The sequence below is a fragment of the Nosocomiicoccus massiliensis genome, assembly GCF_000438455.1.
Taxonomy (GTDB): Bacteria; Bacillota; Bacilli; order Staphylococcales; family Salinicoccaceae; genus Nosocomiicoccus; species Nosocomiicoccus massiliensis.
Genome location: NZ_CAVG010000103.1, coordinates 15,670 through 29,700 on the forward strand (window position 1 = coordinate 15,670; position 14,031 = coordinate 29,700).

Consider the following 14,031-nt stretch of genomic DNA (forward strand, 5'->3'; position numbering starts at 1 on the left):
TAATTAGACAATAAATAAGGAGTTTATTCAATGACAGTAAAAGTTTTTGGACATAAAAACCCGGATACAGACACAATCACATCTGCGATCGTAGCAGCAATTATTGAACGTGAACTCGGTAAAGAAGCGACAGCTTACCGACTTGGAGATTTAAACAAAGAAACAGAATACGCGTTAAACTATTTTAATGTGGAAACACCTGAATTATTAGATTCAGTTCAAGAAAACGACGAAGTCATGCTCGTTGACCATAACGAGTTTCAACAATCTGCTGACGGTATCGACAAAGCGACAATTTTAAGCGTCATCGATCACCACCGTGTAGCAAACTTTGAAACGAATGCACCACTCTACTTTAGAGCAGAGCCTGTCGGTTGTACGGCGACGATTTTAAATAAGATTTGTAAAGAAAATAACGTCACGGTAACAAAAGAAATGGCTGGTTTAATGATGTCAGCAATCATTTCTGATACGTTACTATTAAAATCACCAACGACGACTACTGAAGACGAAGAAGCACTTCACGAACTCGCAACAATCGCAGACGTGAACTATGAACATTACGGTTTAGAAATGTTAAAAGCAGGTGCTTCAACGAAAGATAAAAGTGCACAAGCACTTATCACTGGAGACGCGAAAACATTTGAAATGGGCGATAACAGCGTCAGAATCGCTCAAGTAAACGTCGTTGATTTAGATGAACTTTTCGAAAGAAAAGATGAACTCGTCGATGAAATCAAAAAAGAAAGCGACAGAGAAAAGTACGACCTATTCATTCTAGTCGTAACAGACATCTTAGCGTCAGACTCTAGAGTCATCGCAATCGGAGAAAACAACAAAGTCATCGAGCGTGCATTTGACGTTGCACTAGATGACAACGAAGCGTTACTCACAGGTGTTGTTTCTCGTAAAAAACAAGTCGTTCCAAAAATCGAAAAAGCATTCCAATCATTATATGAGTATAAATAATATCATAACCTTCTAGTATTATAAAAATACTAGAAGGTTTTTATTTTGATTTCACTTTATATATTTAATAGTAATTTTTCAATTAACGTTCTATAATAAAAATAATTAGGAAATGGAGATGTTGCCTATGGAACAAATTCATGTTGAACTAGATAAAATTCTGTTTTATAGATACGAAATAACAGTAGAAGAAGGAAGCTATCCTATGACGACAACTATTCATTACAAACATCATGGAAAGTTATTTGAAGCGACATTTAGAACTTATCGCGGGATGCAACATGTATCTTCAATCATACAAAAAGGAAATTCATATAAACCATCTAATGTTATAGAAGGCATTAAGTATATCGAGCCAAAAGTCCAGTGCTATGTCTATGATTCACCTGACGAAAAAGTAACTGTGTATAGTAACGTTGACCCTACTGTAAAGGAGTTGGACTAAGATAGATATTAAATTCGAATATAAATATATTGAAAATACGCTCGTTAATATGTATATGACAATTGATGGAGTAAATTATTATACGAGTTTTTCTGAAAACACTGTTTCTAAAAATAAAATTGAAATCGTATATGACTTAGCTTTTAGAGATATTCCGCAATATGAAGACGAAGAGTTTCAAAATGTAGGCACATTTACGATTACGTTTGATATAAAAGATTACGATTATATTATTGAATCGCACTCTGAAATTGAGGAGGCGTCTGTCACGACGGTTCGAAATTTAGAGAATGTATATTTTACGACAGATGGAGACGTCGTTATATTCGTTCAAACAGATGCGAAACCTGAGATGAAATTGGATTTATACTAAAAAAATGTCTGACTCTTAATTGAGCCAGACATTTTTATTTATTCTTTTTTTAAAAACATCCGATTAAATATAGACGTCTTTCCAATCGGTAACTTTTCTTTTGAACACGCATCTCTAACCAAATATTCTTTGTTGTTTAACGCATTGTTAAATGTAACTTCATCGATCCAATTTGAATGTCTTTTTTCATCAAAACAATCTGGATGAATAATTTCTCTAGTTGAATTATCTATAATCACTCGCTCGGACTTGCTCGTCTTATCGACCACTGGGATAAATAAAATAATAACTGCAATGATTAATAAAACTATTGTACGTTTTTTCATCGGTTTAGAATTTATCTTCGATAAATAGTACTGCTTGTTTCTGATGTTCGATTGCTTTAATTAAATGCTCAGCGAGTTTTGTCGTCGTAATTGCACCCACTCCACCTGGTACTGGCGTAATGTAACCTGCAACTTCTTTAACCTCGTCGTATGAGACGTCTCCGACAAGTTTTCCTTCTTCGTTAAAGTTAATACCAACGTCGATAACGACAGCGCCTGGTTTAACATGCTCTTTACGAATTAAATCAACTGCTCCAGCAGCACTCACAATAACATCTGCATTTTTACATTTGTCGACTAAGTCGTCTGTATATAAGTTACACGTCGTTACTGTCGCATCTCTATTCATCATGAGTAACGATAACGGCTTACCAACGACTGCACTTGCTCCGACTACTGTTACGTTTTTTCCTTTTAAATCGAGGTTGTAGTAATCAAAGAACTCCATTACCGCTGCTGGCGTACATGGTTCTAAACGGTCATCTGCGTTCGTTAACACTTTACCTAAGTTCATAACTGTTAACCCGTCAATATCTTTAAATGAACGCATTAACTGAGCGGCTCTTGTAATATTAATGTGTTTTGGAAGTGGTTGTAATAAGAGAATACCGTGGATTGAGAAATCCCAGTTAATCTCTTTAAATTTATCTAAAAATTCCTGTTCAGGAATGTCTTCAGGAAAATGGAATTGTTTCGTTTCGATACCTAATTTTTGGAATTTTTTTACCGCTGCATTTTCATAAGAAATTGAATCTTCAAGATCACCAACACGGACAAAAGCGACTGTCGGTGTAATCCCGTGATTGATAGATTCTTCAACTGCGTTTTTAATTTCTTCAGATAAATGTGCGGCTACTTTTTTGCCATCTAAAATTTCTGCCATTGTGTAACCCTCCATGTTCTATGTTGAGATTATTATACCATAATGACATTTCGATAATAAAAAATAACCATATCAAATAGATATGGTTATTGAAAACAATTACTTATTTAGTTTCACGGTGAAGTGTAACTTTGTTTAATCTTGGGCTGTATTTTTTAAGCTCGATACGCTCAGGATTGTTTTTCTTGTTTTTCACTGTGTGGTAGTTACGGTCACCTGTTTCAGTACATTCTAAAATAACTTGTACGCGCATTATTGTCACCTCTTCAAATAAATTATCGTGTGATTTCTCTTCAACTGGCCAGTTGATCATCAACGGATGATTACGGTTTTTAATCACTTTATTAATATTACAGTAGACGCCCTAATAATTCAAGTAAATTTCACAAATTTATATTTGCTAAATCGTAGGCGTTACGATATACTATTTTAGTACAAAAACATTGGAGGGAATTATTTTGAAATTAAGAGCATTACTAATTTCATTCATCGCTATACTTGTTCTCGCTGCTTGTAGTAACGACGCAGCTGACAACAAAGAAAGTGATAACACAGATAGCGACAACAAAAATCTTAAAGTGTATACTACAGTTTTTCCACTATATAGTATGACTAAAGAAATCGCTGGGGACACGATGGAAGTCGAATCGATTTACCCTAAAAACGTCAACATGCATAACTATGAACCGTCTCAAAAAGACATTCTAAACTATGCAAAAGGCGATCTTTTCATCTATACAAATCATGAATTAGACCCTGTAGCTAAAAAGATTCATGAGACAATCGAAAACGACACTGAAGTGTTAGAAGCATTTAACAATGAAGAAGCATTCATCGAAGACGAACATCATCATGATCATGACCACGATGCAACTAAAGAAGAAGACGAACACGACCATGATCATGACCACGATACAACTAAAGAAGAAGACGAACACGACCATGATCATGACCACGATGCAACTAAAGAAGAAGACGAACACGACCATGACCACGATGCAACTGAAGAAGAAGATGAACATGATCACAACCACGGTCACGATGCAACTGAAGAAGATGATGAACATGATCACGACCACGGTCACGATCATCACCACCACGGTGAATTTGACCCACACGTTTGGTTAGATCCAGAATTAGCTACTCAAATGGCAGAAAACATTAAAGACAAATTAGTTGAAATGAACCCAGACGAAAAAGAAACTTACGAGAAAAACTTTGAATCTTTAAAAGCTGACTTAGAAGAATTATCTAATTCTCTAGACGAAGCAATGAAAGATAAAAAACGTGATACAGTATATATTTCACATGAGTCTATCGGTTACTTAGCACACAAATACGACTTTAAACAAGTTGGTATTCACGGATTAAACGACGATGAACCATCACAAAAAGAACTTACTCATATGATTGAAGACATTAAAGAAACGAAAACACCATACATTTTAAGGGAACAAAACGTTTCTTCACGTCTAACTGACATGATCGGAAAAGAGACAGATGTAGAATTCTTACCGTTCCACAATTTAGAAGCTTTAACTGATAACGATCCAGAAGACTCAACATATCAAAGTCTGATGAAAGAAAATATCGAAACACTTAAAAAAGCATTACAAGATTAAAAAAACACCCTTTGTTGACTTTTTAAAATCAACAAAGGGTATTTTTATGTGTGTAAAACGTATTATTGTTCCATTTCTAGGCGGATACGTTCTGTAAATTCTTGGATTTCTTTTACGTCTTTTTTAACGACAAAGTATGCGACGACTAGTCCAATTCCAGTAAATAATGTCAGCACGAGTAATGTTTTAAATAAAAAACCGATTAATCCTTTAATTAAATCCACTTGTTATCCCTCCTGAATGATTCGAATCGCAGGTAAGTCTGCGGGTGCTAGTTCTATATTCCCGAGTTCACTACGTTTTAACCATCTTTTTTCAATATGTTCGTTTAATGTTAAATTTCCACGTACTACTTTTGAATAGTACGTCGTTAAATTGACGATTCCAAAATCATATTCATAACGCGTCGTCGTAATTTTATCGAGCACTTCGATTTCAGTATCCATTTCTTCTAACAATTCGCGCTTTAACGCTTCAATTTCATCCTCACCCGCTTCAACTTTTCCTCCTGGGAACTCCCAAAGGTTCGCGAGTGTTTTACCAGGAGGTCTTTTTGCGACGAGTATGCGATCTAAATCGTCGACAATTACTGCTGCAACGACGTTAATTTCCTTTTTCATTTGACTTATCCTTTATATTGTAATGTATTTCTTCGAACCTGACTGTAAGTGGTACGAAGATAAACGTATAAACAAAAAACAGAAATAACACGATAATGATTCGTGTCGAATTTAATATCGGTAAATTCGGAACGATAAAAACGATTGAAATAATAAGTAAAGCGAGTGCGATATACTCAAACACAACAGATTTTGTCGATGGTTCTATATATTCTTTACAATTTGGACAACGCGTTCTAGATCTCGGCTTAATCATATAGCCGAGCAACTTCTCTTTATATGTCCATTTATGATGGCAATGCGGACATACGGCCGTATGAAACTCTTTTTTTGCCACTTGAATCCCCCATTTTCTTACACTGTTTATGCTAATATAATAAGTATCATAGTTAAGGAGTGCTTATATTGAAAATCGAGTTACGTAAATCACTAAATACGATTCTTATCATTATTGCATTGGCTGTTATTTATAGATTCAGTTTGCCTTATTTACCTGGAGTTTTTAAATTTGCAGTACTCGTTTTATTCGTACTCATCGCTTTAATGTCGATTATGAGTGTATTTAAACGAGAATACGATGAAAACCCGTTCGAACGAAAAAACAATGACGAGTAATTATTCGACTCTATCGCCTTGTTTAAGACTCTCAAAGTCTTTAAAACAAATGCGTATAGAGTCTTTATTTAATTCTTTGTCGCTCATTACTTGGAAATGTAAGTGTGGCAATGTCGTCGCGCCACTATTTCCAACTTGTCCAACAATTTCTCCAGTAACGACACTATCTCCTACGTCAACTTTTACACTATCCTTTTTTAAATGTGCAAGTAAACTATATTCTCCGTTTTCGTGCTCGATGATTACATAGTTTCCTGACGGCTCATCTTGATTCACGATGCCAATCTGGTTATCTTTAACGTCACGCTTAACGTCAACGACTACTCCGTCCAGCGGTGAGAGTACATCACTTCCAAAGACGAAGTACGCATTTAAATCACCGGGGTCTCCGTTATGGTGATATAACTCAACCATATTCGTTAAATCATACGCATACCGTTGATTCTCTGTTCTGTAATGATAGTTGTGAAACACATCTGTACCACCTGCAGACACAACTGCTTCTTCTAGTGGTAGTGCATACTCATTTTTTGTCCAAACGTCATCCGTATCGTACTTTTCATTTAAGTGAAGTTCAATACCGATAATCTCATTATCATCTGTAAACGCTGCAGTTAGCCCATGTGTTTCCTCATCGTTCACATAAAAATATCGATTAAAATTCATCGTTAACTTATTGTGATATTTTTGATGAAGATCTCCCGCTTCACGATGAAAGATTTGTAACGATTCGACAAATCTTGATTCTTCAGTATTTTGTTTAAACGGTTCAAATGCTGTGTCATAGATTTCTTTAAACTTCTCACTATTAAAATATTCTACAAATGTATCTGGTGTTACCATGAAGTCACGTCCCTTTTTAATGATTTAATTTGTTTAACGTTTCGATTAACTCTTTAGACTGAAACTCGATAGATTGTAAATCGTTCGGTCTAAAGTTATCGATATTCATAAATATCACTTGTTCGACATTTATGTTAAACGCTTTCGCAAGAGCCTCTTTTTTATTTTCGTTATTTACGTCATCTGTCGCGACAAATAAATAATCGAGTTTCGCAGCACTGTAATCTTCAGTTTCGTATATTTTATAGTCATCACTTTCTAGTATACGTTTAATATATTTCGGTTGACTAAATCCTAATACATCATATACTGCTTCAGTTCCAAAACTTGAAAATTTCGGCCTTAAATAATACGTATCATCTTCATCGACAATGACTGCAGCATTCATATCGAGCACTTGGTGATCTAACTGACTACGAAGTGTAGACATTTTTTCTAAAAACTCATCCGCAATAAGTTTGGCTTCTTCTTCTTTATTTAACATGACACCTAAATAATAAAAATGCGTTAAATAAATTCGCTTTTTATATGGATTAAATGCGCTCGTAATATATCGCATTTCAATTGTTGGTGCGTAATCTCTATATGTCGCAGAGTACTCATCCGGTGCATACGTGACTATTAAATCTGGATTTAATGACTCTACTGTTTCAAAATCACCAGGTTCAATAAAAGTCGCATCTAACTTCTCTTCCACTAACTCTGAACCTTTAAGCTGAGAGTTAACACCTACGGGCTCTACACCGAGCAGTTCAGCATTTAACGGATCTGCTGCACGAAATAATACAGGACGCTTAATTTCTTTATTAAGTTCTAAGTGTCCTGCTTGTTCAGTTGTAATGACACGTGTATTTTCGTCACTACTCACTTCCTGATATGTACTACAACCAGCTAATAGTATGGTTGCAGATAACGTCAATAATCTTTTTTTCATGATTTATCCCTACTAATATAATTGAATATAAAATACTCGAGCTTTCTAAAAAAGTATGCGAGTATAATTCCGACTAACGTTCCCGTGACGTTTAAAATAACGTCGTCGATGTTCGTCGTACGTCCGATCGGTAAAATATATTGAATCGTCTCAATCGACATTGAAAACAAGCATCCAAATATACTCGTCAGCCATTCCTTTTTCGTCATTAAATAGACGAAAAATCCAAACGGCACAAATAATACGATATTCATAACTAAATTATTAAAAATCGCCTCATCTGTACCATAATAATACAGCTCTCTCATCGACTGAAACGGTACGACATTAATCGTATGTCCCTGTAAACTCGTCGGCATCATCGTAATTAATAGTATACCAATAACACTCATCATTATGCCGACAAACACCGTAAAATCTTTAAATTTATTATAATCATTTAACCGGTGATTAAACTTTCTATTGAAATAAATTGCGAATAAAAGCAATATGACAATACAAACGAAAAAAAACGGAATGACAGGCCAAAACGCTTTAATTAAAATCAATGTAACAAATCTCCAATTTTATTTATGGACTGACTATACCATATTATTTTGACATGAGTATATCAATTTAAAAAGAAAAGACATTGAGATAAATCTCAATGTCATTCTTTCCTCATTACTTGTTTATGGTACATTTCTTGGTATTTACCGCCGAGTTTTAGTAATTGCTCGTGATTACCTGATTCTACAATATTTCCTTTATCTAATAATAGAATGTTGTTCGCATGCTGAATCGTCGATAATCTGTGTGCGATTATTACTGTCGTTCGATTTGAAGATACTACTTTCATTGCATTTTGTACGAGTTGCTCTGTTTCACTATCAACGTTAGAGGTTGCTTCGTCTAGTATTAATAGTGTCGGTTTAAATGCTAATGCTCTCGCAAATGAAATGAGCTGACGTTCTCCGAGTGATAATGTCGAACCACTTTCAATAAGTTCTTCACGAATCCCATTTTCAAATCGTTCTAAAATCATTTCTCCACCGACAGAGATTAAAGCATCGATCGCTTCATCTTCTGTAATATCTTCACTACCAAGACGAATATTATAAAGAAGTGTTCCGTTATAGATGTACGGATCTTGTAAAACGATTGCCATATGGCTTCTCATCGATTGTTTGTTCAATGTTTTTGTGTCGACACCGTCAAACAGTATTTCTCCACTATCTGGATCATAAAACCTCATCAGTAAGTTGATAATTGAACTTTTACCGGATCCCGTATGCCCAACGAGTGCGAGTGTTTCATTTTCTTTTACTTTAAAGTTAATGTTGTTTAACACTCGGTGTCCTTTATCGTATGAGAAATTGACATCGTTAAATTCAATATTCCCTTTAAACGTTTGAAGCTCTTGATGGTCTTCTTGTTCTTCTTCCTCATCGAGTAATTCGAACACTTTATTTGTCGCGACACGCGCTTGTTCGATAATATCAAATACACCGATGATTGCATATAAAGGCATCATAATTTTCCCAGCGTAGTCGATCATTAAGTACATCGAACCGACAGACCATGCTGTGTTTTGAAATACAAACATATAACTGAATACGAAAACTAAAATCATGAGTACAACACTACGTAAAGACTCGATTAAATTCGTATTCGTCAGTGCGTTTAACCTTGAAAGTCGTACTGAACTTTTGTAGTAATCTTCGTTTAGTTTAGAAAACTCGTTAAACACTTTTTCTTCGTTATTAAATGCTTGAATGACACTCATACCGCTAATAGATTCATTAATAGACGCGTTCATTTCACTATTTCGTTCGCGTTTCGTCATGTTAAATTTGTTTGACGCTTTTCGGTACAAGTATAACCATAAAAATAGAAACGGTAAGACAAGTATCATTAATAATCCTGCATAAACGTTTACGAAGAACGATGCAATAACGACCCCTAAAATTGTAAATACACTCGTAATGACTTGAGTGAGAACTGACGTAAATACATTTAGTATCGTTTCTGTGTCATTTGTGATTCTCGCTACTACTTTCCCTGCTGGTAAGTTATCAAAGTAACGTACCGGTAATTTTTGAACATGTCTAAAAACTTTAAGTCGAATCGATTGAATGACTTTACTGCCGGCTTTTAATGTTACGATTCTTGAGAAATACCCAATCAGTCCGTTAGTCACTTGGACAATTAAGTATATGAAAAGCATAATGACTAAGCCTTTAACAACGACATTCTCTTTTACTAAGTAATTATCTAAAATAATTTTTAATAAAAATGGCCCGAGTAAGTTTAACCCAACCGCGATTAAGTTAAGGACGATTCCAAAGAGAAGGAGTGAACGGTGACCAGCTGTAAATTCATATAATCTTTTAAGTTGGTTCAACGTTTTCACCTCCATGTTTAAAGTACTCGTGTTGTGTTTTGTACCATCCGTCCGTTTCTATTAACTCTTTATGTGTACCAGACTGAATGATTGCTCCGTCATCGATAACGATAATTTGATCTGCATGTTCCACTGCAGATAACCTATGTGTAATGATAATCGTTGTTTTATCTTTACGTGTTTTCTTTAACGCATCGATAATATGTTGTTCAGTATTTGCGTCTACTGCACTTAAAGCATCATCTAAAATAAGTATCTCAGGATCTTTAATTAAGCTTCTCGCAATAGATATACGCTGCTTTTGACCCCCAGATAACGCAATACCCTTTTCTCCGACTTTCGTTTCTAAGCCGTGCTTCATATTGTTTAAGTCATTGACTAGTGCACTATTTTGGATTGCACGCTGCAGCTCTTCTTCTGTTGCATTTTCTTTACCAAATAAAATGTTTTCTCGAACTGTTTTACTAAATAAGAAGTTTTCTTGTGGCACATAACCAATTAAGTCTCTCAGTTCTTTTTTACTGATGTTCTGAATCGGTTTTCCATCGATAATAAATTGACCATTACCTTCAGAATAGTACTTTAAGAACTGTTTAATAAACGTCGTTTTACCGCTTCCCGTTTTACCGACGATACCAAGTGTCTCTCCTTTTTTAAGTTCGAGATCAATACCTTTTAAATTCTCACGACTCGATGTCGGATATGTGAATGAGTAGTCGTCAAATGAGATATTGTTGTTTTGAACACTTTCACCTGAGACGAACACATCATCTTCTTCGTTTAGTAAGTCTTCAATTCGGTTGAGTGATGCACGACCTCTTTCTGTAGTGTCTAACATAATTCCGAATGCGAACATCGGCCAAATCATCATATTTAAATAAATATTAAACGTTATAAACTCACCGAGTGTGATCGTTCCGTTATTGATAAAAAATGCACCGGCAATAAATGAGATGATAAATGACGTTGCGACGACTAACGTCGTAATCGGCTCAAAAAGTGCTTCTAATTTCGCAACTTTCATAATGCGGTCAATATAATTAGAAGTCATTGATTTAAAACGATTATACTCCGGATTTTCTTGTACATAACTTCTCGTTACTCTAACACCTTCAACAACCTCTAATACGTTGTTGTTCATTTTTCCGAATGATTCTTGTGCTTTCATATGGTGTTCCATAATCTTTTTACCGATTTTTACTTCCGTCACAATTAATAGTGGTAACGGAAGTAAAGCGATAATCGTTAAAACAGGATTAACGACGATCATCATTGTAACTAATATTATCGTCCCATAAATTAACGTATCGATAATCGTGATAATACCGAATGTCGTTCCCATCGTCACACTACGTAAATCATTCGTAATGCGCGCCATTAAGTCCCCCGTACTATTTCTTTCATAGAATGATGGGGACATCGCTAAATATTTACGGACTAATCGTTTACGTAAAATCGCATCAATATCATAACCAGACTGCATGATATAATACGTACTTATGTATGTCAGTAAATAAATCAATAGAATCGCGGTGAAGAATACACCGATAATCATTTTCATCGAATCTATTGTCATTGAACCCTCTGTAATGAGGTCGATTGTTTTACCAATGAGTAGCGGAGGTAAAATTTCTAAAATGTTTAAAATTAATGCAGATGCTAATATAATGAGTAATTTAAGCTTATGTTTTCGAAAATACCACCTGATTTTCTTTAAAAATGTAAGCATCTTTTGTTCCTTTCTTTTTATTTTTAGATACAAAAACCGGAGGGTAATCACCCTCCACTAAATGATTAATTATATATTACGATTTTTAAAATAATTCTTCAATAATAATTATTCACCACGTGCTGCACTATCCGTAATTAAAATAACGTTGTCGTGGTTGTGGAGAATTGATACCGGGATGTCTTCTGTGACTTCTCCGCTGATGAATAAATCACGTGCATTTTTCTTATTGTCACCAGAAATTAAAAGAATGATTGTTTTAGCTTTCATAATCGTTTGAAGCCCCATCGAAACCGCTTCAGTTGGAACGTCATCAATCGATTCAAAGAATCTTGAATTATCTTCGATTGTTTCATCTGTTAACTGTACTTTATGTGTGAGTGAGTTAAAATCTGTTCCTGGCTCGTTAAACGCAATATGACCATTTCTTCCGATACCGAGTACTTGAATATCGATACCTACTTCGTCAATAAGCGCTTCATAATCTTCCACTTCTTTTTGTAAATCTTCTGCAACACCATCTAAAATATGAATGTTTTCTTGTGGGATATCTAACTTACTAAAGAAATGTTGTTCCATGAAATAATGATAACTTTGGTCGTTTGACTCATCTAATCCGACATATTCATCTAGGTTAAATGTCGTTAATTCTGACAGATCTAAATTTGCTTCGTTAATTTTCTTTGCTAATGCATCGTACATGCCTTCAGGCGTTGACCCTGTCGCAAGTCCTAAAGAAAATTGTTTCGATTCTTTTAATGCGTCAAAAATAATTGTTGCCGCTTCGTTACTCATGTCTTCATAAGTATTTGCTTTAATTTCTTTAAATTTTGTCATTGTGTACCTCCAATTGAAACTGAGTGTATGCAAACTATTTACATACAATACTTAAGTGTCTTAAGACTTTTAAGTATTTTAACATTATATTCCTTTTTAATTTCTCTGTAAAACAATAACTATATAAGATCGTAAATTAAAACAAACACGAGTATAAATGATACTGCTAACGATAATACACCGTATATAGATAACCACAGTGGATGACGATAATCTCCAACGATATCAGAGCGTCTTGAAGCATGTAATATCCCACCGAGAATAACCGGTAATATTAATCCGTTTAAAATTGTTGTAATCTGAAGTAACACAACCTCTTCGCCTTTAAGTAAAAAGATGAACCAACTCGTTAGAACGAGCATGAGTAATACGACATCGATATATTTTTTAATAATATCATTAACCGATTTAATAAATGTTCCTGTCGTATACGCGACACTCACAATAGACGTTAATGATGCACATATAAACAATATCCCTAAAGCATAACTACCAAGCCCACCAAACACTTCTGAAAAAGCACTTTCTAATAAGTTATCTTTAAATAAAATGACGTTACTTCTCGATAACCCGAGTATTGTAAAGAATAATAGTAGGCGTGTCACCGTTACGATAATCACGCTATAAACAGCAAATCGAGTGACTGCTGTTTTATACTTTTCTCCGGTAATTTCTACATCAATTAAACGATGTGCCCCAGCAAAACTGATATATCCACCAATCGATAGGGCAACCATCATCGCAATTGTCGTCACGATATCGTAATCAATCATCGGTAGGACCGTTTTTGCAAGTGTGACATCGTACGGTACATCTGTTGCTGTAAATGCATACGCAAGTATAATTATTGCGATAATAAAACTTAACATCACTCCGATAAACATTTCTAACGTAATACGATTTCTATTTAATAAATAAAATAAAATCGCAATCATAAGCCCAATGGATGCGCCGAGTTTTATGTCGACATTAAATAATAAACTAATACCAATTCCTAAACCGGAAATATTAATGATATTAAACGCGATCCCACCAAGTAAGACAACGACTGACATAAATGTCCCAAAATTCGGGATAATTTTATTGATGACTAAATGTGCTGGCGTTTTTGCGACCGTGAGTATTCGCCATATGTTCATTTGTATACCAAGTTCGATAATTCCGGTAATTATAATGACGAACGCAAGACGCTCATAAAATTGAATCGTTAAGTCCGCAGTTGACATTAAAAACAAAGGGCCAATTGAAGCACTGGCCATTAAAAATACCGCACTAAAGATTTTACTTTTCTCTAATCTTCTTTCATTCATGACCTTCACCTCAATTCGCCCATCAAATTAGTACATTGGTTTTATTACGTCATTCAATTGTTTTGTAATAGAAAATTTACGTGCGCCGAATTTTAAAAGTGTTGAAACAGAATGTGTTTCTAGCACTGATGAAATAACGACT

At 34.8% G+C, this 14,031-nt stretch carries 18 protein-coding genes; 5 read left to right on the forward strand and 13 right to left on the reverse strand.

What is annotated here, in order from left to right:
- Nucleotides 1-30 precede the first annotated feature (30 nt).
- From TJ68_RS04600 to TJ68_RS04610, 3 genes are all read left to right on the forward strand, one after another.
- Nucleotides 31-969: a manganese-dependent inorganic pyrophosphatase gene (locus TJ68_RS04600; RefSeq protein WP_040928996.1), complete on the forward strand. Its 939-nt coding sequence runs from the start codon at nt 31-33 to the stop codon at nt 967-969.
- A gap of 127 nt (nt 970-1,096) precedes the next feature.
- Nucleotides 1,097-1,414 (forward strand): hypothetical protein, encoded by a 318-nt coding sequence (locus TJ68_RS04605; protein ID WP_040928997.1) that lies wholly within the window; start codon nt 1,097-1,099, stop codon nt 1,412-1,414.
- A 55-nt stretch (nt 1,415-1,469) separates the two neighbouring features.
- Nucleotides 1,470-1,787 (forward strand): hypothetical protein, encoded by a 318-nt coding sequence (locus TJ68_RS04610; RefSeq protein WP_040928998.1) that lies wholly within the window; start codon nt 1,470-1,472, stop codon nt 1,785-1,787.
- Between the two features lie 38 nt (nt 1,788-1,825).
- Here TJ68_RS04610 and TJ68_RS04615 read toward each other — a convergent pair whose 3' ends face one another.
- The 3 genes from TJ68_RS04615 to rpmG form a co-directional block, all read right to left on the reverse strand.
- A complete protein-coding gene (locus tag TJ68_RS04615; protein ID WP_040928999.1) occupies nt 1,826-2,113 on the reverse strand; it encodes a hypothetical protein in 288 nt (95 codons plus the stop codon).
- 4 nt (nt 2,114-2,117) lie between these two features.
- A complete protein-coding gene (locus TJ68_RS04620) occupies nt 2,118-2,996 on the reverse strand; it encodes a bifunctional 5,10-methylenetetrahydrofolate dehydrogenase/5,10-methenyltetrahydrofolate cyclohydrolase (RefSeq protein WP_040929000.1) in 879 nt (292 codons plus the stop codon).
- Between the two features lie 103 nt (nt 2,997-3,099).
- A complete protein-coding gene (gene rpmG / locus TJ68_RS04625) occupies nt 3,100-3,249 on the reverse strand; it encodes a 50S ribosomal protein L33 (protein ID WP_040929001.1) in 150 nt (49 codons plus the stop codon).
- Nucleotides 3,250-3,454: 205 nt separating this feature from the next.
- On the opposite strand from rpmG, the gene TJ68_RS04630 reads away from it, so the two are divergent.
- A complete protein-coding gene (locus TJ68_RS04630) occupies nt 3,455-4,618 on the forward strand; it encodes a metal ABC transporter solute-binding protein, Zn/Mn family (protein WP_040929002.1) in 1,164 nt (387 codons plus the stop codon).
- Between the two features lie 62 nt (nt 4,619-4,680).
- Here the strand turns inward: TJ68_RS04630 and TJ68_RS08405 are convergent, their stop codons facing one another.
- Genes TJ68_RS08405 through TJ68_RS04640 form a run of 3 tightly spaced genes read right to left on the reverse strand, consistent with a single transcriptional unit; the run spans nt 4,681 to nt 5,575 of the window.
- Complete coding sequence (locus tag TJ68_RS08405; protein WP_155974675.1) at nt 4,681-4,842, reverse strand: hypothetical protein; 162 nt, start codon at nt 4,840-4,842, stop codon at nt 4,681-4,683.
- 3 nt (nt 4,843-4,845) lie between these two features.
- Nucleotides 4,846-5,238, reverse strand: coding sequence for a (deoxy)nucleoside triphosphate pyrophosphohydrolase (locus TJ68_RS04635; RefSeq protein WP_040929003.1), 393 nt, complete (start codon nt 5,236-5,238; stop codon nt 4,846-4,848).
- A complete protein-coding gene (locus TJ68_RS04640) occupies nt 5,222-5,575 on the reverse strand; it encodes a TIGR04104 family putative zinc finger protein (protein ID WP_052327309.1) in 354 nt (117 codons plus the stop codon). The genes TJ68_RS04635 and TJ68_RS04640 overlap by 17 nt, the downstream gene beginning before the upstream one ends.
- Before the next feature lie 68 nt (nt 5,576-5,643).
- Between TJ68_RS04640 and TJ68_RS04645 the strand changes: the two genes are divergently transcribed.
- The gene (locus tag TJ68_RS04645) at nt 5,644-5,853 is read left to right on the forward strand and encodes a hypothetical protein (RefSeq protein ID WP_040929004.1); all 210 of its coding nucleotides are present in this window, start codon (nt 5,644-5,646) and stop codon (nt 5,851-5,853) included.
- Here the strand turns inward: TJ68_RS04645 and TJ68_RS04650 are convergent, their stop codons facing one another.
- The 7 genes from TJ68_RS04650 to TJ68_RS04680 form a co-directional block, all read right to left on the reverse strand.
- The gene (locus TJ68_RS04650) at nt 5,854-6,696 is read right to left on the reverse strand and encodes a M23 family metallopeptidase (protein WP_052327310.1); all 843 of its coding nucleotides are present in this window, start codon (nt 6,694-6,696) and stop codon (nt 5,854-5,856) included.
- 16 nt (nt 6,697-6,712) lie between these two features.
- Nucleotides 6,713-7,630 carry an ABC transporter substrate-binding protein gene (locus TJ68_RS04655; RefSeq protein ID WP_040929005.1) on the reverse strand — a complete coding sequence of 306 codons (918 nt, stop codon included), beginning with the start codon at nt 7,628-7,630 and terminating at the stop codon, nt 6,713-6,715.
- Complete coding sequence (locus TJ68_RS04660; RefSeq protein ID WP_052327311.1) at nt 7,627-8,178, reverse strand: VanZ family protein; 552 nt, start codon at nt 8,176-8,178, stop codon at nt 7,627-7,629. The genes TJ68_RS04655 and TJ68_RS04660 overlap by 4 nt, the downstream gene beginning before the upstream one ends.
- Nucleotides 8,179-8,279: 101 nt before the next feature.
- Complete coding sequence (locus TJ68_RS04665; protein WP_040929006.1) at nt 8,280-10,013, reverse strand: ABC transporter ATP-binding protein; 1,734 nt, start codon at nt 10,011-10,013, stop codon at nt 8,280-8,282.
- A complete protein-coding gene (locus tag TJ68_RS04670; protein ID WP_040929007.1) occupies nt 10,000-11,742 on the reverse strand; it encodes an ABC transporter ATP-binding protein in 1,743 nt (580 codons plus the stop codon). The genes TJ68_RS04665 and TJ68_RS04670 overlap by 14 nt, the downstream gene beginning before the upstream one ends.
- A 108-nt stretch (nt 11,743-11,850) precedes the next feature.
- Nucleotides 11,851-12,579 carry a glucosamine-6-phosphate deaminase gene (gene nagB / locus TJ68_RS04675; RefSeq protein ID WP_040929008.1) on the reverse strand — a complete coding sequence of 243 codons (729 nt, stop codon included), beginning with the start codon at nt 12,577-12,579 and terminating at the stop codon, nt 11,851-11,853.
- 119 nt (nt 12,580-12,698) lie between these two features.
- Nucleotides 12,699-13,889, reverse strand: a complete 1,191-nt coding sequence (locus tag TJ68_RS04680) for a divalent metal cation transporter (RefSeq protein ID WP_040929009.1) — start codon at nt 13,887-13,889, stop codon at nt 12,699-12,701.
- Nucleotides 13,890-14,031 lie beyond the last annotated feature (142 nt).

What these genes read in the sequence shown, in the direction of transcription:
- TJ68_RS04620 (WP_040929000.1), bottom strand. Translation starts at nt 2,996, where the DNA reads ATGGCAGAAATTTTAGATGGCAAAAAAGTAGCCGCACATTTATCTGAA.
- TJ68_RS04670 (WP_040929007.1), bottom strand. Translation starts at nt 11,742, where the DNA reads ATGCTTACATTTTTAAAGAAAATCAGGTGGTATTTTCGAAAACATAAG.
- TJ68_RS04615 (WP_040928999.1), bottom strand. Translation starts at nt 2,113, where the DNA reads ATGAAAAAACGTACAATAGTTTTATTAATCATTGCAGTTATTATTTTA.
- nagB (WP_040929008.1), bottom strand. Translation starts at nt 12,579, where the DNA reads ATGACAAAATTTAAAGAAATTAAAGCAAATACTTATGAAGACATGAGT.
- TJ68_RS04600 (WP_040928996.1), top strand. Translation starts at nt 31, where the DNA reads ATGACAGTAAAAGTTTTTGGACATAAAAACCCGGATACAGACACAATC.
- TJ68_RS04610 (WP_040928998.1), top strand. Translation starts at nt 1,470, where the DNA reads ATGACAATTGATGGAGTAAATTATTATACGAGTTTTTCTGAAAACACT.
- TJ68_RS04605 (WP_040928997.1), top strand. Translation starts at nt 1,097, where the DNA reads ATGGAACAAATTCATGTTGAACTAGATAAAATTCTGTTTTATAGATAC.
- TJ68_RS04680 (WP_040929009.1), bottom strand. Translation starts at nt 13,889, where the DNA reads ATGAATGAAAGAAGATTAGAGAAAAGTAAAATCTTTAGTGCGGTATTT.
- TJ68_RS04655 (WP_040929005.1), bottom strand. Translation starts at nt 7,630, where the DNA reads ATGAAAAAAAGATTATTGACGTTATCTGCAACCATACTATTAGCTGGT.
- TJ68_RS04650 (WP_052327310.1), bottom strand. Translation starts at nt 6,696, where the DNA reads ATGGTAACACCAGATACATTTGTAGAATATTTTAATAGTGAGAAGTTT.
- TJ68_RS04635 (WP_040929003.1), bottom strand. Translation starts at nt 5,238, where the DNA reads ATGAAAAAGGAAATTAACGTCGTTGCAGCAGTAATTGTCGACGATTTA.
- rpmG (WP_040929001.1), bottom strand. Translation starts at nt 3,249, where the DNA reads ATGCGCGTACAAGTTATTTTAGAATGTACTGAAACAGGTGACCGTAAC.